Origin of the sequence: Roseovarius indicus, assembly GCF_008728195.1 — a bacterium.
In the GTDB taxonomy this organism is placed as follows: domain Bacteria; phylum Pseudomonadota; class Alphaproteobacteria; order Rhodobacterales; family Rhodobacteraceae; genus Roseovarius; species Roseovarius indicus.
In genome coordinates, this window is sequence record NZ_CP031598.1 from 3507174 (window position 1) to 3526011 (window position 18838).

The 18838-nt window shown below is 66.3% G+C and carries 19 protein-coding genes; 5 read left to right on the top strand and 14 right to left on the bottom strand.

The features are described from left to right. Nucleotides 1–2: 2 nt before the first annotated feature. Together RIdsm_RS16825 and proS are read right to left on the bottom strand one after the other, a co-directional pair. Nucleotides 3–497 (bottom strand): hypothetical protein, encoded by a 495-nt coding sequence (locus RIdsm_RS16825; RefSeq protein ID WP_057816779.1) that lies wholly within the window; start codon nucleotides 495–497, stop codon nucleotides 3–5. Nucleotides 498–505: 8 nt separating this feature from the next. Then, on the bottom strand, nucleotides 506–1903 hold the full coding sequence (gene proS, locus RIdsm_RS16830) for a proline--tRNA ligase (RefSeq protein WP_057816780.1): 1398 nt from the start codon (nucleotides 1901–1903) through the stop codon (nucleotides 506–508). Between the two features lie 210 nt (nucleotides 1904–2113). Here proS and RIdsm_RS16835 point away from each other — a divergent pair, with 210 nt between their 5' ends. The 4 genes from RIdsm_RS16835 to RIdsm_RS16850 all read left to right on the top strand — a co-directional run bounded on the left by RIdsm_RS16835 (nucleotide 2114) and on the right by RIdsm_RS16850 (nucleotide 7691). Beyond that, nucleotides 2114–3181, top strand: coding sequence for an AI-2E family transporter (locus RIdsm_RS16835; protein ID WP_057816781.1), 1068 nt, complete (start codon nucleotides 2114–2116; stop codon nucleotides 3179–3181). After that, on the top strand, nucleotides 3181–3855 hold the full coding sequence (locus RIdsm_RS16840; RefSeq protein WP_057816782.1) for a P-loop NTPase family protein: 675 nt from the start codon (nucleotides 3181–3183) through the stop codon (nucleotides 3853–3855). Before RIdsm_RS16835 ends, RIdsm_RS16840 begins: the two co-directional genes overlap by 1 nt. A gap of 66 nt (nucleotides 3856–3921) precedes the next feature. Continuing rightward, entirely contained in the window at nucleotides 3922–6096 is a 2175-nt protein-coding gene (locus RIdsm_RS16845; RefSeq protein ID WP_057816783.1) for an RNA degradosome polyphosphate kinase, read from the top strand. A gap of 50 nt (nucleotides 6097–6146) precedes the next feature. Then, on the top strand, nucleotides 6147–7691 hold the full coding sequence (locus RIdsm_RS16850) for a Ppx/GppA family phosphatase (RefSeq protein ID WP_057816784.1): 1545 nt from the start codon (nucleotides 6147–6149) through the stop codon (nucleotides 7689–7691). Between the two features lie 33 nt (nucleotides 7692–7724). Here the strand turns inward: RIdsm_RS16850 and RIdsm_RS16855 are convergent, their stop codons facing one another. The 8 genes from RIdsm_RS16855 to scpA form a co-directional block, all read right to left on the bottom strand. Then, the gene (locus RIdsm_RS16855) at nucleotides 7725–8126 is read right to left on the bottom strand and encodes a hypothetical protein (protein ID WP_057816785.1); all 402 of its coding nucleotides are present in this window, start codon (nucleotides 8124–8126) and stop codon (nucleotides 7725–7727) included. A gap of 43 nt (nucleotides 8127–8169) precedes the next feature. Beyond that, on the bottom strand, nucleotides 8170–8937 hold the full coding sequence (locus RIdsm_RS16860) for a potassium channel family protein (protein ID WP_057816786.1): 768 nt from the start codon (nucleotides 8935–8937) through the stop codon (nucleotides 8170–8172). Nucleotides 8938–8947: 10 nt separating this feature from the next. After that, nucleotides 8948–9979, bottom strand: a complete 1032-nt coding sequence (locus tag RIdsm_RS16865) for an endonuclease/exonuclease/phosphatase family protein (RefSeq protein WP_057816787.1) — start codon at nucleotides 9977–9979, stop codon at nucleotides 8948–8950. 1 nt (nucleotide 9980) lies between these two features. Next, a complete protein-coding gene (locus RIdsm_RS16870) occupies nucleotides 9981–10661 on the bottom strand; it encodes a molecular chaperone DjiA (protein ID WP_057816788.1) in 681 nt (226 codons plus the stop codon). Between the two features lie 53 nt (nucleotides 10662–10714). After that, nucleotides 10715–11194 (bottom strand): GNAT family N-acetyltransferase, encoded by a 480-nt coding sequence (locus RIdsm_RS16875; RefSeq protein WP_057816789.1) that lies wholly within the window; start codon nucleotides 11192–11194, stop codon nucleotides 10715–10717. Next, on the bottom strand, nucleotides 11191–11802 hold the full coding sequence (locus tag RIdsm_RS16880) for a VOC family protein (protein ID WP_057816790.1): 612 nt from the start codon (nucleotides 11800–11802) through the stop codon (nucleotides 11191–11193). The genes RIdsm_RS16875 and RIdsm_RS16880 overlap by 4 nt, the downstream gene beginning before the upstream one ends. A 63-nt stretch (nucleotides 11803–11865) precedes the next feature. Then, entirely contained in the window at nucleotides 11866–12357 is a 492-nt protein-coding gene (locus RIdsm_RS16885; RefSeq protein ID WP_057816791.1) for an MAPEG family protein, read from the bottom strand. Nucleotides 12358–12444: 87 nt separating this feature from the next. Further along, a complete protein-coding gene (gene scpA, locus RIdsm_RS16890; protein ID WP_057816792.1) occupies nucleotides 12445–14574 on the bottom strand; it encodes a methylmalonyl-CoA mutase in 2130 nt (709 codons plus the stop codon). Between the two features lie 191 nt (nucleotides 14575–14765). Here scpA and RIdsm_RS16895 point away from each other — a divergent pair, with 191 nt between their 5' ends. Then, nucleotides 14766–15221: a DUF4174 domain-containing protein gene (locus RIdsm_RS16895; protein ID WP_057816793.1), complete on the top strand. Its 456-nt coding sequence runs from the start codon at nucleotides 14766–14768 to the stop codon at nucleotides 15219–15221. 10 nt (nucleotides 15222–15231) lie between these two features. Here the strand turns inward: RIdsm_RS16895 and RIdsm_RS16900 are convergent, their stop codons facing one another. The 4 genes from RIdsm_RS16900 to RIdsm_RS30185 form a co-directional block, all read right to left on the bottom strand. Further along, on the bottom strand, nucleotides 15232–15735 hold the full coding sequence (locus tag RIdsm_RS16900) for a hypothetical protein (RefSeq protein ID WP_236553238.1): 504 nt from the start codon (nucleotides 15733–15735) through the stop codon (nucleotides 15232–15234). Nucleotides 15736–15746: 11 nt separating this feature from the next. Continuing rightward, entirely contained in the window at nucleotides 15747–17792 is a 2046-nt protein-coding gene (locus tag RIdsm_RS16905; protein ID WP_057816795.1) for an acetyl-CoA carboxylase biotin carboxylase subunit, read from the bottom strand. Between the two features lie 350 nt (nucleotides 17793–18142). After that, nucleotides 18143–18499 (bottom strand): hypothetical protein, encoded by a 357-nt coding sequence (locus RIdsm_RS16910; RefSeq protein WP_057816796.1) that lies wholly within the window; start codon nucleotides 18497–18499, stop codon nucleotides 18143–18145. Between the two features lie 81 nt (nucleotides 18500–18580). After that, nucleotides 18581–18730 (bottom strand): hypothetical protein, encoded by a 150-nt coding sequence (locus tag RIdsm_RS30185; protein ID WP_177228432.1) that lies wholly within the window; start codon nucleotides 18728–18730, stop codon nucleotides 18581–18583. Nucleotides 18731–18838: the final 108 nt, after the last annotated feature.

The window sequence follows — 18838 nt, forward strand, 5'->3', positions numbered from 1 at the left end:
CCTCAGCAGGAACCGACGCGCAAGCCCTCGGCCATGCCGCCGACCCGCGGGTCATAGACCACGCGGTCGGCCTCGGAATACTCGATCAGCCAGTGCCCCAGCACCACGTCGCCGTCACAGGATTTCCCCTGCTCGACCCGAAGATAAAACACCGTCTCGCCATCGCTGCCCGACAGCACGAACCAGTCCTGCTGCCCGTCTTCATAGGCGATCTCGGCTCCGTCGTTCTCGTGGAAGGCGCGGGTCTGTTCCCGGTAGGCGGCGATGCTGTCGGTGGTGTTGTAGCTGCCGTAGATGCTGATCGTGCCGCTGTCATCGGGGCTCGAGAATTCCCGCCCGTCGCCATTCTGCGGCGCGGGGCCGGCGACGAAATTCACCGGCAACCTGCCCTGCACGTCGAACCGGTCATTGTGGTAGGTCAGGCTGTCGGCGCTGGCCGCCGCGCCCCAGAGAAGGGCGCCGCATGCCAGTGACAGTGCCGCGGCGCATCGGGTCATCGCGGGCCTCACATCCACGTGTGGAACGACCGCTTCGCCATCGGCTCGGGCCGGTCCAGGTGGGGGTGATGGGGGCCGTAGATCGCCGCCAGCTTCGCGATCGCCTGCTCGGGGGGCAATTCCTCGCTTTCCCCGGTACGGCGGGAGGTCAGCTCGACCACGCCATTCTTGAGGCCCCGCGGCCCCACGGTGATACGCCACGGCAGGCCGATCAGGTCCATCGTCGCGAACTTGCCGCCGGCGCGTTCGTCACGGTCGTCGTAAAGCGGCTCGAGCCCAAGCGCCTCGACCGACTTGTAAAGCGCCTCGCAAGCCTCGTCGGCCTTTTCGTCGCCCTGCTTGAGGTTGACGATGCCCACGTGGAACGGCGTCACACCCTCGGGCCAGATGATGCCCTTGTCGTCATGACTGGCCTCAATGATGGCGCCCACCAGCCGGCTGACGCCGATGCCGTGGCTGCCCATGTGGACGGGTACGGGTTTGCCGTCGGGGCCCTGCACCGTGGCACCCATCGGCTCGGAATACTTGGTGCCGAAATAGAAGATCTGGCCAACCTCGATGCCCCGCCCCTCGCGGCGGCGTTCTTCGGGCACGCGCTCGTGGAAGACGGATTCCTCATGCGTGTCGTCAGTGCGGGCATAGCGGCTGGTGAACTCTTCCAGCACCGACTGGCACTGGTCGACACTGTCGTAATCGATTTCACGGTCGCCGAACTTCAGGTCGGTGATCTCGCTGTCGTAGAACACGCCCGACTCGCCCGTTTCTGCCAGCACGAGGAACTCGTGCGTGTCGTCGCCCCCGATCGGGCCGCTGTCGGCCCGCATCGGGATGGCCTGAAGGCCCATCCGCTCGTAGGTGCGCAGGTAGCTCACCAGGTGGCGGTTATAGGCGTGCAGCGCGTCCTCTTTCGTGAGGTCGAAATTATAGCCGTCCTTCATCAGGAACTCGCGGCCCCGCATGACGCCGAAACGCGGGCGCACCTCGTCGCGGAATTTCCACTGGATCTGGTAGAGCGTCATCGGCAGGTCCTTGTAACTGCCGACATGGGCGCGGAAGATATCCGTCACCAGCTCTTCCGCCGTCGGGGTATAGAGCATGTCGCGGCCGTGCCGGTCCTGCATCCGCAGCATTTCCTTGCCGTAATCGTCGTACCGCCCGCTTTCGCGCCACAGGTCGGCCGATTGCAGCACCGGCATCAGGATCGGGTTGTGCCCGGCGCGGATTTGCTCCTCGTGCACGATGTTCTCGATCTTGCGCAGAACCTTGAAGCCCAGCGGCAGCCACGAATAGATGCCGGCGGTCGCCTGCTTGATCATCCCCGCCCGCAGCATCAGCCGGTGGCTGACGATCTGTGCCTCGGCGGGGTTCTCCTTGAGAACGGGCAGGAAGTAGCGGGACAGGCGCATGGGGCGAACCTCGTGGTGATGACGTTTGGCCCCCGTTTATGGCTTTGCCGGGGGTGAGACAAGCCATGCAGGCCATCGGAGCCGCGATTTCGCGAGGCTTTGCGGGCCCGGGCCGGTTTCGGCGGGCGGGCGCGGGGTTTTGCGCAACCCGGCCCTTGAAAGCGCGGGCCGCATCGGCAATGTGTAGTCGGACGCTTCGCAGGGACATCCATGGCACTTCCGGTCGGAACACAGGCAAAGTACTGGGGCATCGCCACGGCGGTGTTCCTCGTGCTGATGTGGCTCCTGGGCGACCAGATCCTGCCCTTCGTGCTGGGCGGTGCCATCGCCTATTTCCTCGACCCCGTGGCCGACCGGCTGGAACGGATGGGGGCCAGCCGCGCGGTGGCGGTGGCGATCATCACGCTGGTCGCGCTGATGATTTTCGCGATCATGGCGCTGCTGGTCATCCCGACGCTTGTCCAGCAGGCGGTGAACCTCTTCAACGTGGCGCCGCAGGTCTTCAAGAACCTGCAAGGCTTCCTGACAGATCGCTTCCCCGAGATCGTCGACAACGAATCCGTGCTGCGCCAGTCGCTGCAATCGGTGGGCGAGACGATCCAGTCGAAGGGCGGGCAGCTGCTGGAATCGGTGCTGACCTCGGCCGCGTCGGTGATCAACGTGGTCGTGCTGCTGGTGATCGTGCCGGTGGTGGCCTTCTACCTGCTTTACGACTGGGACAGGATGGTCGCTGAGGTCGACACGCTTCTGCCGCGCGATCATGCGCCCGTCATCCGCCGCCTGGCCCGGGAAATCGACGCGACGCTGGCCAGTTTCATCCGCGGGATGGGCACGGTCTGCGTGATCCTGGGCACCTATTACGCGGTTGCGCTGATGGCGGTGGGGCTGCAATTCGGCCTTGTCGTGGGGGCGATTGCGGGGCTCATCACCTTCATTCCCTATGTCGGCGCCCTGGTGGGCGGCGCGCTGGCCATCGGCCTCGCGCTCTTCCAGTTCTGGGGCGACTGGATATCCATCGGCCTTGTCGCCGGCATCTTCATGCTGGGACAGGTTATCGAGGGCAATATCCTGACGCCCAAGCTGGTGGGCGATTCCGTGGGCCTCCACCCGGTCTGGCTGATCTTCGCGCTGTCGGTCTTCGGCGCGCTTTTCGGCTTCGTCGGCATGCTGGTCGCGGTGCCCGTGGCCGCGGCGATCGGCGTCCTCGCCCGCTTCGCCATCTCGCAATACAAGGACAGCCGCCTCTACCGGGGGCTGGCCGAGGAAGACACCGAATAATGGCCCGTCAGCTCAGCTTCGACCTGCCCGTGCGCACCGCGCTCGGGCGTGCCGACTTCTTCGTATCGTCGGCCAACGCCACCGCCGTGGCGATGATCGAGGGCTGGCGCACATGGCCTGCCCGCAAACTGGTGCTCGTGGGGCCGCGCGGGGCGGGCAAGACCCACCTCGCCCATGTCTGGGCGGCGCAAAGCGGCGCCCGGATCATCCCGGCGCGCGACGTGGCGGCGGCCGACATCCCGGCGCTGGCCGAGGGGCCCGTAGCGGTCGAGGATTGCGACACCATCGCCGGCGACCGCGCCGCCGAGGATGCGCTGTTCCACCTCCACAACCTTGCGCTGGCCGAGGGGCAATCGCTGCTTTTTACCGCCACCGCCGCGCCGAACCACTGGCCCCTCGCCCTGCCCGACCTCGCCAGCCGGATGCAGGGCACGCCCACGGTCCAGATCGCCCCGCCCGACGACGAACTGCTGATGGCGGTGATGATGAAGCTCTTTTCCGACCGCCAGCTCTCGCCCGCGCCGCAGGTTCTGCCCTACCTCACCCGGCGCATTGACCGTTCCTTCGATGCCGCAAGAGACATCGTCGAGCGACTTGATGCGGCAGCGCTCGAGCATCGCCGGCCGATCAACACCACGCTCGCCCGCGACCTGCTGGACAATGACGACACGTAAAGGCAGACTCCGTCACCTTCCCGTTACGAAGCCACGCTACGCAAATCGCGCAAGACACAGAGCAGAATGAACAAAGCCGATTTCCTCAAATCCCCCATGCCCGACCCCGTCGATCTGCCCGATCTCGACCTTTCGGGTCCGGGCCGGTTCTTCAACCGCGAGCTCAGCTGGCTGGGCTTCAACTGGCGGGTGCTGGAAGAGGCGCAGAACCCGCGCGTGCCGCTGCTCGAACGGCTGCGCTTCCTGTCGATCTCGGCCACCAATCTTGACGAGTTCTACAACGTCCGCGTGGCCGGCCTGCGCGAGCTGGCCCGCGAAGGCCGCTCCACCCCCGGCGCCGATGGCCTGACGCCCGCCGAACAGCTGGTGATGATCGACGAGAACGCCCGCCGCCTGCTGCACAGCCAGCAGGTCACGCTGGGCGGCTTGCGCGAAGAGATGGACGGCGAGAAGATCCACATCCTGACGCGCGAGGGCCTGTCGGACAGCGACCGCGACTTCCTGGCCGATGCCTTCATGAACAAGGTCTTCCCGGTCCTGTCGCCCCTCGCCATCGACCCGGCGCACCCTTTCCCGTTCATCCCCAACCTGGGCTTCTGCCTGGCATTGCAGCTCGAGCGGAAATCCGACCGCCGCGCGCTTCAGGCGCTCTTGCCCATCCCCCAGCAGATCGACCGCTTCACCTTCCTGCCCGCCCCCGAGGGCACCTATCGCGCCCTGCCGCTGGAAGAGCTGCTGCTCCTGCATCTCGACAGCCTGTTCCCCGGCTACCGCTGCAAGGATCACTGCGCCTTCCGCGTGCTCCGCGACAGCGACCTCGAGGTCGAGGAAGAAGCCGAAGACCTCGTGCGCGAGTTCGAGGTGGCCCTCAAGCGCCGCCGCCGGGGCGAGGTGGTGCGCATGAAGATCTCCGAGGGCGCGCCGGAAAGCCTGCGCGCCACCATCATGCGCGAGCTGCATGTCGGCCCCGACGAGGTGGTCGAGGTCGACGGCATGATCGGGCTGGCCGACCTCAAGGAGCTGGTGCTCGACAGCCGGCGCGACCTGCTCTGGCCCGCCTTCACCCCCCGCGTGCCCGAGCGCGTGCAGGACCATGACGGCGACATGTTCGCCGCCATCCGCCAGAAGGACATGCTGCTGCACCACCCCTACGAGACCTTCGACATGGTGGTGCGTTTCCTGGCCCAGGCGGCGCGCGACCCTGACGTGGTGGCGATCAAGCAGACGCTCTACCGCACGTCCAAGAACTCTCCCATCGTCGAGGCGCTGTGCGAGGCGGCGGAAGACGGCAAGTCGGTCACCGCGCTGGTGGAACTCAAGGCGCGCTTCGACGAGGCCGCCAATATCCGCCAGTCCCGCAGGCTGGAGCGGGCGGGCGCCCACGTGGTCTATGGCTTCATCGACTGGAAGACCCACGCCAAGATTTCCACCGTGGTCCGGCGCGAAGGCGACAACCTTGTCACCTACACCCATTACGGCACCGGCAACTATCACCCGATTACCGCCAAGATCTACACCGACCTCAGCTTCTTCACCTGCGATGCCAAGCTGGGGCGCGACGCCACCAAGGTCTTCAACTACCTCTCGGGATATGCCCTGCCCGAAACGCTCGAAAACCTCTCGATCTCGCCCCACGAGATGAAGAACGACCTGATCCGGATGATCGAGGACGAGATCGCCCACGCCAAGGCCGGCCGCCCGGCGGAAATCTGGGCCAAGATGAACTCGCTCATCGAACCCGACGTGATCGACGCGCTCTACCGCGCCAGCCAGGCGGGCGTGCAGATCAGCCTCGTGGTGCGCGGCATCTGCGGCATCCGGCCCGGCGTGAAGGGCCTCTCGGACAACATCCGCGTGAAATCCATCGTCGGGCGATTCCTCGAACATTCCCGCATCGTCTGCTACGGCAACGGCGCGGGGCTGCCCTCGAAAAAGGCCCGCGTCTTCATCAGCTCGGCCGACTGGATGGGCCGCAACCTCAACCGCCGGGTCGAAACCCTGGTCGAGATCGAGAACGCCACCGTGAAGGCCCAGATCGTCAGCCAGATCATGGCCGCCAACATGGCCGACATCGCCCAGAGCTGGACAATGGCGCCCGACGGCGCCTTCACCCGCGCCGAATGGCCCGAGGGCGAGTTTGCCTTCAACTGTCACCGGTTCTTCATGGAAAACCCGTCATTGTCGGGCCGCGGCTCGGCAGGCGCGGCGGATGTGCCGAAACTGACGCATACGGGCGATTGACCGCCCCCGCCCCATATCGCATACCATGACCAAGACCAACCGAGGGCCAGATGGACGGCACCAACGATCCCGCTGAAACCGATTGGGGCCCATTCGGGCGGCCGCTTTTCGATGAAGCTTCGGCCCAGGGCCTGAGCCGTGTCGGCGTGGTCGACATAGGCTCGAACTCGGTCCGGCTTGTCATCTTCGACGGCGCGGCCCGCAGCCCGGCCTATTTCTTCAACGAGAAGATCATGTGCGCCCTTGGCGCCGGCATGTCCGAAACCGGGCGCCTAAACCCCGAAGGGCGCGCCCGCGCGCTGGCGGCCATGCGCCGGTTCAAGCACCTCGGCGACGGGATCGGCACCGAGGGGCTGACCGCCGTGGCCACCGCCGCCGTACGCGAGGCGGAAGATGGCGCCGAGTTCTGCGAGGAGGTCGAGCGCGAGACCGGCATCCGCATCCACGTCATCGACGGCAAGGAAGAGGCCCGCCTCTCGGCCCAGGGCGTGCTTCTGGGCTGGCCCGGCTCCTATGGCCTCGTCTGCGATATCGGCGGCTCGTCGATGGAGCTGGCCGAGATCAACGGCGGCCGCGTCGGCCGGCGGCTCAGCTCGTCGCTGGGCCCGCTCAAGCTGCGCGACATGAAGGGCGGCAAGAAGGCCCGCAAGGCGCTGATCCGCGACCGGATCAAGTCGATGCAGGACGACCTCGGCGAGCAGAAGAACCGCCTCTTCCTCGTCGGCGGCTCGTGGCGGGCCATCGCCAAGATCGACATGGAGCGCCGCGGCTACCCGCTGCACGTGCTGCACGAATACCGGATGACGGCCAAGGCGGTGCGCGAGACGGCCAAGTATATCGAGAAATGCGACCCCGAAGACCTGCGCAACCGCGCCGGTGTCTCGTCAAGCCGGATGGCGCTGGTGCCGATCGCGACGGAGGTGCTGCGCGAGGTGGTGAAGGCCTTCAAGCCCCGCGACATCGCCATTTCCAGCTACGGCATCCGCGAGGGGCTGCTCTACGAACAGATGCCCACGCGCCTGCGCGACCGCGACCCGCTGATCGAGGCCTGCGCCTTTGCCGAAAGCCGCGATGCCCGCGTGCCGGGCTATGGCACGGTGGTCTACAAGTTCATCGAGCCGCTCTTCCGCTCGGCCCGGCCAGAAAAGCGGCGGATCATCAAGGCGGCCTGCCTGCTGCACGACGTCAGCTGGCGCGCCCACCCCGACTACCGCGCCGAGGATTGCTTCGACAACGCCACCCGCGCCAACCTTGGCGGGCTCAAGCATTCCGAGCGGGTGTTTCTCGGGCTGGCGCTGCTGCACCGCTATTCGAACAAGCGCGAGGGGACGCGGTTCCAGGATCTGAACTCGCTCGTCACCGATGACGACCAGCTTCAGGCCGAGGTGCTGGGCAAGGCGATGCGCTTTGCCGCGATGCTCTGGCTCAAACGTGACGCCAAGCTGGGCGAACTGCGCTGGTATCCGAAGAAGAAGCGCCTCGATCTGCGCCTCTCGCCCGAGGCCGCGCCCCTTTTCGGCGAGGTGGCCGAGGCGCGCTTCCGCTCGCTGGCGGATACGTTGCAGGCCGAGGCGACGATCAAGATGGGGCAGTAGGCGCCGGGGCCGGCGCCTTGGGCCGACCGGTCCTCAAATCTCGATCTCTTCCCCCGGTTCGATATCCAGCTCCGGATCAAGCGGCGTCTCCGGGTCGAGCGGCTCTTTCCGGCGAATGATAATATCGCCGTTGGGCAGCATCTCGGGCATCTCGTAATTGCTGAGATCGTCGACCTTGCCCAGCAGCTCCGCAAAGGCCGGCCCCATCTCCTGCGCGAAATCGCGCAGCGCGGGCTCGATCTCGCCCGCCATCCCCTCGAGGTCGCGCAGCGCCGGCTCCATCTCGCGCAGGATGCCTTCAAGGAACATCCGCGCCCCCTCTTCCATCAGCGAGCGTTCGTTTTCGGGGGCGTCGGGCTCTGCCTCGGTATCCTGCGCCAGCGCGGGCGCGGTCAGGCAGAGGGCGGCGGCGGTGATCAGGGCAAGACGTCTCATGCCCTGAATATAGGCGTTGGCGGTGACGGTTTTAAGACTTTGCTCAATCCAGCCCCTCGGTCTCGATCTTCATCTCCGCCCCGCAATGCTTGCAGTGAATGGCGTCGCGGTCATGCCGCATCAGCCCGCATTCCGAGCATTTCTGCCGCACCTTCGCCGGCGAGAAGATGGCCTGCGCCAACCGCAGAAAGAGCCCCACCCCCACCGCCATGATCACCACCGTCAAAAGCCGCCCCTGCGGCGTGGTCATGGCGATATCGCCAAAGCCCGTCGTGGTCAGCGTGGCGACGGTGAAGTAAAGCGCGTCGACATAGGTCTCGAGCCCCGGCTCCTGCGCACGCAGCACGAAGACCAGCGCCGTCATCGCGAAGATGAAGACCAGCAGGTTCACCGCCGAGATCACCGTATCCTCGTGCCGCCGGAACACCCGCGAATCGCGCCGCAGGTCGTGCATCAGGTGATAGGAATGCACCAGCCTGAGCGCCCGCAGAAGCCGCAGCATCATCAGCCCCTGCCCCAGGAACGGTGCCGCCGCCAGCGACGCCAGCACCACGATATCGACCAGCACGTAGAACCGCCGCAGATGCCGCCACCGGTCCGGCGCGATCCAGAACCGGGCCAGCATGTCGAGCAGGATGAACAACCCGATCAGCCCGTCGGCGATCAGCAGCCACGGCGCCAGCGTCAGCGTCGCGGTGCCGAGAAAGAAGATGATCGACACCGCATCGAAACCCAGCATCGCATAGCGGAACCGCGTCGCCCGCTTGTTGCGGCCGTGATAGAGATCGTGAAGACGGTCCTTCAGGGTCATCCGCGCCCCCTCACAGCTCGATATCCATGGTCACCGGAAAATGATCCGACGCGGTGATCAGCGCATCGCGCAGATCCGGCACGCGCCAGCAACCCGGGTCGTCGAACGGGTGCCAGATGCGCCAGCGCGGCCCCTTCTTCCGCAAGCCCGGCGAGACCATGATGTAATCGAGCAGCGCCTGCAGATAGCGCTGCTCCGACTGGATGTAGAACCGCGCCGTGGTGTTCATCGCCCCGATCCGCCGGGTCAGCGCCCGGCGCGCGTGCGGATCGTAAAGCACATGCGCGGTCTCGGCCCCCTCGCCCATGATGATCTCGACCGACGAGCGTCCGAAGAGGTGCTCGTATTCATCGAGGCCGGGGCCGTCGTTCAGATCGCCCATCAGGATCAGCTCGTCCCCGGCCTCCAGATGCTGCACGATCCGCTGGCGCAGCCACACCGCCTGGGCCTGCTGCTTGCGCCGGTTGGAGATCGCCATCCGCATCACCTCGTCGCGATTGGTCGCCCCGTGCGGCGCCTTCGACTTCAGATGCGCCCCGATCATGCGGAATGTCGCGCCGGACGGCGTCTCGGCGGCAATCTCGAAGGGCGGCTTGGAAAACACCACGAGGTCTTCGGTCGCGTCGATATCGAGGTCGATCCGGAACACCCCGTCAAAGCGCGGCGCCTCCCGCGCGCCCTTCTGGCCGGTTGGCTCGCCCTTTGGGTCATGCCGGCACGACAGCTTGTCGGGGTCGAACAGCAGCGCGATCTCCTGCTGTGTGTCGTTGTAAAACCCGATGATCGCCTTGCGCGCCCGCAACTCCATCGCCGCCGCGAAATTCTCCAGCGCCCGCACCGTGGCCCGCTTGCCGTTATGATCCGGCGCCTCGATCACCATCACCGCATCCGCATCGAGCGCGGTGAAGACGATGCCCAGCGCCGCCAGCTGATCGCCCCGCGTCACGTTGTGACGCCCCGACCATTCGCCATCGTCATAGGGGGTGCCGGCATCGTCGAAAAGCGCGTTGAACCATTCCACGTTGTAGGTCGCGAAACGCATCTCACGCGGCCCTTTCGGAGATCTCTTCCCAGGCGCGGTTGATGTCGATGATCCGTTTCTCGGCCAGCTTCACGGCCTCTTCCGGCACGCCGCGGGCCAGCATCCGGTCAGGGTGGCTCTCGCGCACCTGTTTGCGCCAGACCTTGCGGATCTCGTCCATCGGCATGTCCGGCGTCACCCCCAGCACCGAATAGGGGTCGGGCTTGGCATCCGGCACGAACCGGCTTTTCAACGCGTTGAATTCATAGGGTTTCAGCCCGAAGATCCCGGCCACCCGTTCCAGGAACTGGTCCTCGTTCGGATGATAGATGCCATCGGCCACCGCGATGTGGAACAAGCCCTCCATCAGGTCGCTCAGCGTCTCGGTATCGTCGCCGAACATCCGCTGGATGCGCTCGGCATATTCCTCGAACCCCGCCACGTCCTGCCGGGCGAGGTTGAAGACCCGCGCCGCGCCCGCCTCGTCGGCCTGGGCAATCTGGAAGACATCGCGAAACGCCGTCACCTCGTCGCGCGTCACCAGCCCGTCGGCCTTGGCCATCTTGGCCCCCAGCGCGATAACGGCGATGGCGAAGGCCACGCTGCGCTCGGGCGGCGTGCGCAGGCGGTCGAACACCTCGCTCAGCGGCTCGCCCTTGGTCAGCGCCGACAGCGCCTCGGATATGCGGTTCCAGATCGACATGAGCGCGACCCTATCGGCTTCCGCAGGCGATGTCAGCGTCAACCGCCCTCGCGTCAGAGGATTTTCTGCATCAGCACAAGATCCATCCAGCGGCCGAACTTGCGGCCCACCTCCGGCATGCGCCCGACCGTCTCGAAACCGATGGCGTGGTGAAAGGCTATCCCGACCGTGTTCTCGCCGCTGACGCCCGCCACCAGCACATGCGCCCCGCCCTCGCGCAGCGCCGCCTCCAGCCGGGTCATCAGGGCCCGCCCGAGCCCCCGCCCGGCCGCATCCGGCGCAAGCTGCACCGTATGCTCCATCGTGTGCCGGTATCCCGGCCCGCCCCGGAACGGAAAGGCGGTGGCAAAGCCCAGCACCGCGCCGTCGTCCTCGGCCACGAAGAACGCCCCCGGCCGCGCGGCGATATCGACGGTCAGCCCGGCCACCGTTTTCTCGTCGGTGGTGAAGGTCACAGACGTTTCGCGAATGTAGGGGTTCCAGATCTCCGCGATGGCGCCCGCATCCTCGGGCCCCGCGGCGCGCACGCTCACTCGATCACCCTCAGCCCGTGCGGCGTGTCGATCTCGTAGCGCATCGCCGCATCGCCCGCCTCGAACACCACCCGCTCGTCCTCCAGCCGGTCGGCCAGCGCCGCCTGCAACGCCGCCGCCTCCGGATGCGTGATCACTAGCCGCCGCAGCGCACAGCCCGAGGGCGCCAGCCGCGCCGCCGGGTGGGCCGAGCCCTCCCACTGGATGACCGCCGGGAAACTGTTGTCATAGGGCAGCACGCCGCTTTCCGGCACCGCCATGCGCCAGCGCAGGTCGCCCCGCTCCAGCGCCACCGGGCTGCCCGCCTCGGGGTGGTCGGCCACCACGCCGTCAAGGTCATCGGTCCGGCAGATCCAGATCCGCGGCCGCGGGCGCCCCTCGAACCGGTCGAGGTCGAACCAGCGCGGATAGGGCAGCGCCTCCGCCCCCGGGTCCACCGCGATCACCTCGAGATAGAGCCCCTCCTCCATCCCCAACAGCAGGTTATGGGTGCCGAATTTCACATGCTGCCCCCCCGGTTGCAGCGCCACGCCCAGCGCGTGCTCCACCGACTCGCGGCCCTCGTCCAGCGTCTCGGCCGCCACGGCCAGGTGATCCAGTTCCAGCATGTCGCCCCCGTCCTGTTGCTCGCAGCGCCACCATAGGCATCGCGCGGGGCGGATGGCAAACGCTCAGATCACGACGCGCCACAGCGCCCACAGCGCCACCAGGACCGTCGGGTAGAACGTCGCCGCGAACCCGAAGGCGCGCAGCGGCGGGGCCCGGTGATACCCGAACCAGAAGGCCAGCCGTGCCACGGCAAAGGCCACCCCCAGCACCAGGATCACACCGGGGCCCTCGGCCCCCAGCAGCACCGCCGCCGCAGGCCAGACGGCCATCGCCAGCACAAGCTGCTCGACCGTGTTGGACAGCACCCGCTGATCGATCGCCGCCGCGCCGCTGAACGCCTCGCCATCGATGATCGCGTCATCGAAGAACCGCCGCTGCGCCAGCCGCCCGACCATGGCGATCATCACCAGCCCGGGCGCAAGGAACGCGGTCATGATTGTCGGCATCAGCGCGAAGACCGGCAGTTGCACGAACATCGCCGCCCCGATAAGCACGGCAAAAGACCAGGCCACCCCGGCCGCCATGCCAACCGCAATCTTCCGCCGCGTCTCCATCTCCCCACCCTTCTTCTTGGTCCAAATATCCCGGGGGAGACGTTGAATTTCCTAAAGAAATTCAACGTCGGGGGCAGCGCCCCAAGCCTACCCCCGCGCCTCGCGGATCAGCTTGAGGATATCCTGCGCCGCCTCCGGAATATTCGTGCCCGGTCCGAAGATCGCCTTAACCCCGGCCTCCTTCAGGAAGTCGTAATCCTGCTGCGGAATGACCCCGCCGCAGATCACGATGATATCCCCGGCATCCTTTTCCTTCAGCGCGTCAATGAGCTGCGGCGCCAGCGTCTTGTGCCCGGCCGCCTGCGAGGAAATCCCCACCACATGCACGTCGTTGTCGATGGCGTCCTGCGCCGCCTCGTCCGGCGTCTGGAAGAGAGGGCCCACATCGACGTCGAAGCCGATATCGGCAAAGGCCGTGGCGATCACCTTGGCGCCGCGGTCATGCCCGTCCTGCCCCATCTTCACCACCAGCATCCGCGGCCGGCGGCCCTCCTCCTCGGCGAATTCCTCCACCGATTTCTGGATCGCGGCAAAGCCGTCATCGCCCTCGTAGGCCGCGCCATAGACGCCGGCCAGCGTCTTCACCTCGGCCCTGTGCCGGCCGAATACCTTTTCCATGCTCATGCTGATCTCTCCGACAGTGGCGCGGGCCCGGGCGGCCTCGACCGCCCCTTCCAGCAGGTTGCCGCCCTCTTTCGCGCGGCGTTCCAGTTCTTCCAGCGCCTTGGTACAGGCCGCCTCGTCGCGGTTGGCGCGGATGCGTTCAAGCGCGGCGATCTGCGAGCGGCGCACCTCGTTGTTGTCGATCGACAGGATATCGATCGGGTCTTCCTTGTCCTTGCGGTACTTGTTGACGCCCACGATCACCTCGTCGCCCCGGTCGATCATCGCCTGCCGGGTGGCGGCGGTCTCCTCGATGCGCAGTTTGGGCATGCCGCTGGCCACCGCCTTGGTCATGCCGCCCATCTCCTCGACCTCTTCCATCAGCGCCCAGGCCTTCTCGGCCAGGTCATGGGTCAGCTTCTCGACGTAATACGAGCCCGCCAGCGGGTCGACCACGTTGGTGACGCCCGTCTCTTCCTGCAGGATCAGCTGGGTGTTCCGCGCGATCCGCGCGCTGAAATCCGTCGGCAGCGCAATCGCCTCGTCGAGCGCGTTGGTGTGCAGCGACTGCGTGCCGCCCAGCACCGCGCTCATCGCCTCGTAGGCGGTGCGCACGACGTTGTTGTAAGGGTCCTGCTCCTGCAAAGACACACCGGAGGTCTGGCAGTGTGTCCGCAGCATCGACGAGCGCGGGTTCTTCGGTTCGAACTCGCTCATCACCCGGTGCCACAACAGCCTCGCGGCCCGCAGCTTGGCGGCCTCCATGAAGAAATTCATGCCGATGGCGAAGAAGAAGCTCAGCCGGCCCGCGAACTTGTCCACGTCCATCCCCCGATGGATCGCCGCGCGCACATACTCCCGCCCGTCGGCCAGGGTAAAGGCCAGCTCCTGCACCAGGTTCGCGCCCGCCTCCTGCATGTGGTAGCCCGAGATCGAGATCGAGTTGAAGCGCGGCATTTCCCACGCGGTGAACTCGATGATGTCGGCCACGATCCGCATCGACGGCTCCGGCGGATAGACATAGGTGTTGCGCACCATGAATTCCTTGAGGATGTCGTTCTGGATCGTCCCCGACAGGACCGACTTGTCGTGCCCCTGCTCCTCGCCCGCGACGATGAAACTGGCCAGGATCGGGATCACGGCGCCGTTCATCGTCATGCTGACGGAAACCTGGTCGAGCGGGATACCGTCGAACAGGATCTTCATGTCCTCGACCGAATCGATGGCCACACCCGCCTTGCCGACATCGCCCGTCACCCGCGGGTGATCGCTGTCATAGCCGCGGTGCGTGGCCAGGTCGAAGGCCACCGAAACCCCCTGCTGCCCGGCAGCCAGGTTGCGGCGGTAGAAGGCATTCGATTCCTCCGCCGTCGAGAAGCCGGCATATTGCCGGATGGTCCACGGCCGGCCCGCATACATCGTGGCCTTCACCCCGCGGGTAAACGGCGCCTCGCCGGGGATCGAGCCCAGGTGATCCAGCCCCTCGACATCCTCCGCCGTGTAGACCGGGCTGACGTCGATGCCTTCCAGCGTCTTCCACGTCAGGTCGTCCAGCGTGCGGTTCTTCAGTTCCTTCTCGGCGATCTCGCGCCAGTCATCTTTCTTCGATGCCATTGCCTTGTCCTCTTCTCGTCCGGCCCGCGGCGGGGGTTGCCCCCACCGTCCGTGGCCCGTGATTTCCAATCCCTGTCACAGCCGCGCGGCGGCCCTCTGCCGCGCCGCGCCTGCGACTTTTTCCGCCCTCGCGGAATTCTGACTTCGCATCCCGTCCCCGAAGTCCTATATCTGGGGCAACGGGAGACCCCATGCCTAAGACGTTAACCCTTGTTTTCCTGAGTTTTTTGGCCGCGCTCGGCGTGGCCGGTCCGGCCATGTCGCAAGATGACCTGTCCCGGGACGAGCTGATCCTGCCCGGAAGCAGCGTGAAACTCGAAGATTTCATGTGGATCAAGCGCCCGCTTGTCGTCTTCGCCGACAGCCCGGCCGACCCGCGATATGTCCAGCAGATGGAATACATCACCGAACGGCTCGACGATCTCGACCGGCGCGACGTCGTGGTCCTGACCGACACCGACAAGGGCGCCGATACCGCCCTGCGCAAGGAGTTGCGCCCGCGCGGCTTCATGCTGGTGCTCATCGGCAAGGACGGCACCATATATCTGCGCAAACCCCTGCCGTGGTCGGTGCGCGAAATCTCCCGCGTGATCGACAAGCTGCCCATGCGGCAGCAGGAAGTGCGCGACCGGCGCGGCGAAAGCTGAGCAGGCACCATCACCCCTCCCCCATCGCGGCGAACAACAGGTTGCGGCCCGGGTCCATCACCATGACCGTACCACTCTCGCTATCGTAAGCCAAAAGCGCCTCGGGGCTCAGCAGCGCCCGGCGAAACGCCCCCTCGGCCCCGTCATCCATGCAACTCCGCGCCTCGAGCCCGGCCCGGCGCATCGCCATGCCGGTCGCGCGCTCCTCGTTCGCAAGCTGCACCAACGCCGCATCGGGGGCCGTGCCGGCATCGTCCAGCGCCGCGCGACCCGCGCGCAGCGCCCACAGCATCTCGGGCACCGATCCCGCCACCGGCATCCCCGCGCCCACATCCGCCGCCTTCAGCCGGAAGACGCCCGCCACGCAATCGCCACGGGCCTGGAAATACGCGGTCTCGCCCAGCCGGAACCACTGCTCCAGCCGTGCCCGCATGGCCGCCTCATCCTCCCGCGCGCAGGCGCCAAGGGTGGCCAGCGCCACCCCGGCAAGCATCGCGTTCGGAACCACGGCCATGCGCATGGCGCTTACTCGAACTCCATGATCACGTCATCCACCGCCAGGCTGTCGCCCGGCCCGGCGTTGATCTTGGTGACAACGGCCTTTCTCTCGGCCCGCAGGATATTCTCCATCTTCATCGCCTCGATGGTGCAAAGCGCCTGCCCCTCCTGAACTTCCTGGCCTTCCTCGACCGCCACGCTGACGACAAGGCCCGGCATCGGGCAAAGCAGCATCTTCGACGTATCAGGCGGCAGTTTCTCGGGCATTAACGCCGCCAGCTCGGCCTGCCGGGGCGTGCGCACATGCACCTTCAGGTCGGCGCCCCGGGTGCGGATACGGAACCCGCCCGAGATCTTGCCCACCTTCAGCACCAGCAATTCGCCATCCACGTCCAGCTCGGCCAGCTGATCGCCCGGCGTCCAGCCGCTCGTCAGCCGGTGGCTGGTGCCGTCCTCGAAGGTCACCGTGGCGCCCTCGCGGTCGGCGTCGATGGTGACGGGGAAGCTCTGCCCCTGCAGGGTCACGACCCAGTCGCTGCCCACATGCCGCTCGTGATTGTCCATCCGGCCCGACACGCGGGTCCGGCGGATCTCGGCGATCCGGTGCATCGCGGCACAGCCCGCCGCCACCCGGCGCAGCGACGGCTCGCCCAGCTCCACGCCCTCGAACCCCTCGGGGTATTCCTCGGCGATGAACGCCGTCGTCATGTCGCCCGAAACGAATTTCGGGTGATCCATCACCGCGCTCAGGAACGGCAGGTTATGCCCGATCCCCTCGATCTCGAAACTGTCGAGCGCCACGCGCATCGCCTCGATCGCGGTCGCCCGGTCCTTGCCCCAGGTACACAGCTTGGCGATCATCGGGTCGTAATACATGGAAATCTCGCCGCCCTCATAGACGCCGGTATCGTTGCGCACGGCGGTCTCGCCGGCGCCCGCCTCATCCTGCCACTTGCCGCTTTCCAGAAGCGGGCCCGCCGACACCTCGACCGGCGGGCGATAGCGCGTCAGCCGCCCGATCGAGGGCAGGAAGTTGCGATACGGGTCCTCGGCATAAAGCCGGCTTTCCATCGCCCAGCCGGTCAGCGTCACGTCATCCTGGCTGATCGACAGCTTTTCGCCGGCGGCCACCTTGATCATCTGCTCCACCAGGTCGACGCCGGTGATGAGTTCCGTCACCGGGTGCTCCACCTGAAGCCTTGTGTTCATCTCGAGGAAATAGAAATTCTTCTCGCCATCGACGATGAATTCCACCGTGCCGGCACTGGCATAGCCCACCGCATGGGCCAGCGCGACGGCCTGCTCGCCCATCGCCTTGCGGGTTTCCTCGTCGAGGAACGGGCTCGGCGCCTCCTCGATCACCTTCTGGTTCCGCCGCTGGATCGAGCATTCCCGCTCGCCCAGGTAGACCCCGTTGCCATGGCTGTCGCACAGCACCTGGATCTCGATATGCCGCGGTTGCGTCACGAATTTCTCGATGAACATCCGGTCGTCGCCAAAGCTGCTGGCGGCCTCGTTCTTCGACGCCTGGAAGCCCTCGCGCACCTCCTCGGCATTCCATGCGATCCGCATCCCCTTGCCGCCGCCGCCGGCGCTGGCTTTCAGCATCACCGGAAAACCGATCTCCTCCGAGATCTTCAGCGCCTCCTCGGCATCCTCGATCAGCCCCATATGCCCCGGCACGGTGTTCACTTCCGCGTCCTGGGCGATCTTCTTCGAGGTGATCTTGTCGCCCATCGCCTCGATCGCGCCCTTGGGCGGCCCGATGAAGGCCACGCCTTCCTTCTCCAGCGCATCGGCGAACTTGGGGTTCTCCGACAGGAAGCCATAGCCCGGATGCACCGCCTCGGCGCCGGTCTGGCGGATGGCCTCCATCACCTTGTCGATGACGATGTAGCTTTCAGAGGCCGGCGGCGGGCCGATATGCACCGCCTCGTCGGCCATCTGCACATGCAGCGCGTTGCGGTCGGCATCCGAATAGATGGCCACCGTCGAAATGCCCATCTTGCGCGCGGTCTTGATGACGCGGCAGGCAATCTCGCCCCGGTTGGCAATCAGGATTTTCTTGAACATGTCTCAGGTCCTCTTCTCGGGTCTTGGCCACGCGGCGCTGCGCCGCGACGGTGTCGCGAATACGGGCACGGGGGTCAGGCCACCGCGCACGCAAAGCTCTGGAATGAAACGAAAAAGGGGCGGCCTGCACGATGTGCAAGGCCGCCCGTCAGGGGAAGGGTAACGGATAAGACGAAACGTCCTGGCCCCTTGGGGAAGGGCCACCACTACAAGGCCCACGCTGCACGCGCGCGCGGCCCGCGCCAAGCGGCGCGTTACACGGATAGGGAGATCGGCTGCAATCCGCACAAATCCGGCGGTCGTGGGCGATTTCACGCCCAAAAGCCCTGCCATGATGCTCCGACCGGCCATCATCCCCCCTCGTCCTCGAACGCCTCGGGGAAGGCCGCCCGCGCCGCACTCACGTCGAGCACGAGCAGCGCCTCGTAATCCTCCGGATCGAACGGGTCCTCCGCGGGCTTCACCTCGCGCCCGAACAGCCAGCTCAGCCGCCCGGCATCGAGATTGCCCCGCTCGAACGGGACCTCGCCGAACTGCTCCCACAACGCGCGCACGAAGGCGGTGTCGGCCATCCGGTCGGCGGGCCGGCGGTCGCGATAGCGCTCGCGGCGCACGATCGGCGTCGCCCCCTTGGGGTTGGCCCGTCTGATGGTGAACTGGAAATCCGATCCGGGCAGGCGCCCGGGAAAGCCGCGATGCTTCAGCATGGGGCGCCCTCCTGCGTTGCGGGGCGCCGTGCGGCGGTCAGGACGGGCCCGAAGGCCCGCCCCGTGTACTCCCTCGCGGGATTACTTGTACTTGCCGGTGTAGACGGGCTCGACCGAAATCGGCGCCGGATCGACCACGACGAATTCTTCTTCCTGCTGTTGTTGCTGGGCACAGGCGGCGAAACTCGCCATGATGCCGAGCGCAAGAATGCTCTTGATAGTCTTAGACATAAATGTCTCCTGTATGTGTACACATTTGGACGCCACGTAAAACGCCCCACCTGCCTCACGTGGGTCATTGCGGTCACTCGAGTGCAACCGGAGTCCAGAATACTGGAA

Excerpts from the sequence above, each read along its gene's own strand:
- RIdsm_RS16825 (WP_057816779.1), bottom strand. The coding sequence starts at position 497 with ATGACCCGATGCGCCGCGGCACTGTCACTGGCATGCGGCGCCCTTCTC.
- proS (WP_057816780.1), bottom strand. The coding sequence starts at position 1,903 with ATGCGCCTGTCCCGCTACTTCCTGCCCGTTCTCAAGGAGAACCCCGCC.
- RIdsm_RS16835 (WP_057816781.1), top strand. The coding sequence starts at position 2,114 with ATGGCACTTCCGGTCGGAACACAGGCAAAGTACTGGGGCATCGCCACG.
- RIdsm_RS16840 (WP_057816782.1), top strand. The coding sequence starts at position 3,181 with ATGGCCCGTCAGCTCAGCTTCGACCTGCCCGTGCGCACCGCGCTCGGG.
- RIdsm_RS16845 (WP_057816783.1), top strand. The coding sequence starts at position 3,922 with ATGAACAAAGCCGATTTCCTCAAATCCCCCATGCCCGACCCCGTCGAT.
- RIdsm_RS16850 (WP_057816784.1), top strand. The coding sequence starts at position 6,147 with ATGGACGGCACCAACGATCCCGCTGAAACCGATTGGGGCCCATTCGGG.
- RIdsm_RS16855 (WP_057816785.1), bottom strand. The coding sequence starts at position 8,126 with ATGAGACGTCTTGCCCTGATCACCGCCGCCGCCCTCTGCCTGACCGCG.
- RIdsm_RS16860 (WP_057816786.1), bottom strand. The coding sequence starts at position 8,937 with ATGACCCTGAAGGACCGTCTTCACGATCTCTATCACGGCCGCAACAAG.
- RIdsm_RS16865 (WP_057816787.1), bottom strand. The coding sequence starts at position 9,979 with ATGCGTTTCGCGACCTACAACGTGGAATGGTTCAACGCGCTTTTCGAC.
- RIdsm_RS16870 (WP_057816788.1), bottom strand. The coding sequence starts at position 10,661 with ATGTCGATCTGGAACCGCATATCCGAGGCGCTGTCGGCGCTGACCAAG.
- RIdsm_RS16880 (WP_057816790.1), bottom strand. The coding sequence starts at position 11,802 with ATGCTGGAACTGGATCACCTGGCCGTGGCGGCCGAGACGCTGGACGAG.
- RIdsm_RS16885 (WP_057816791.1), bottom strand. The coding sequence starts at position 12,357 with ATGGAGACGCGGCGGAAGATTGCGGTTGGCATGGCGGCCGGGGTGGCC.
- scpA (WP_057816792.1), bottom strand. The coding sequence starts at position 14,574 with ATGGCATCGAAGAAAGATGACTGGCGCGAGATCGCCGAGAAGGAACTG.
- RIdsm_RS16895 (WP_057816793.1), top strand. The coding sequence starts at position 14,766 with ATGCCTAAGACGTTAACCCTTGTTTTCCTGAGTTTTTTGGCCGCGCTC.
- RIdsm_RS16900 (WP_236553238.1), bottom strand. The coding sequence starts at position 15,735 with ATGGCCGTGGTTCCGAACGCGATGCTTGCCGGGGTGGCGCTGGCCACC.
- RIdsm_RS16905 (WP_057816795.1), bottom strand. The coding sequence starts at position 17,792 with ATGTTCAAGAAAATCCTGATTGCCAACCGGGGCGAGATTGCCTGCCGC.
- RIdsm_RS16910 (WP_057816796.1), bottom strand. The coding sequence starts at position 18,499 with ATGCTGAAGCATCGCGGCTTTCCCGGGCGCCTGCCCGGATCGGATTTC.
- RIdsm_RS30185 (WP_177228432.1), bottom strand. The coding sequence starts at position 18,730 with ATGTCTAAGACTATCAAGAGCATTCTTGCGCTCGGCATCATGGCGAGT.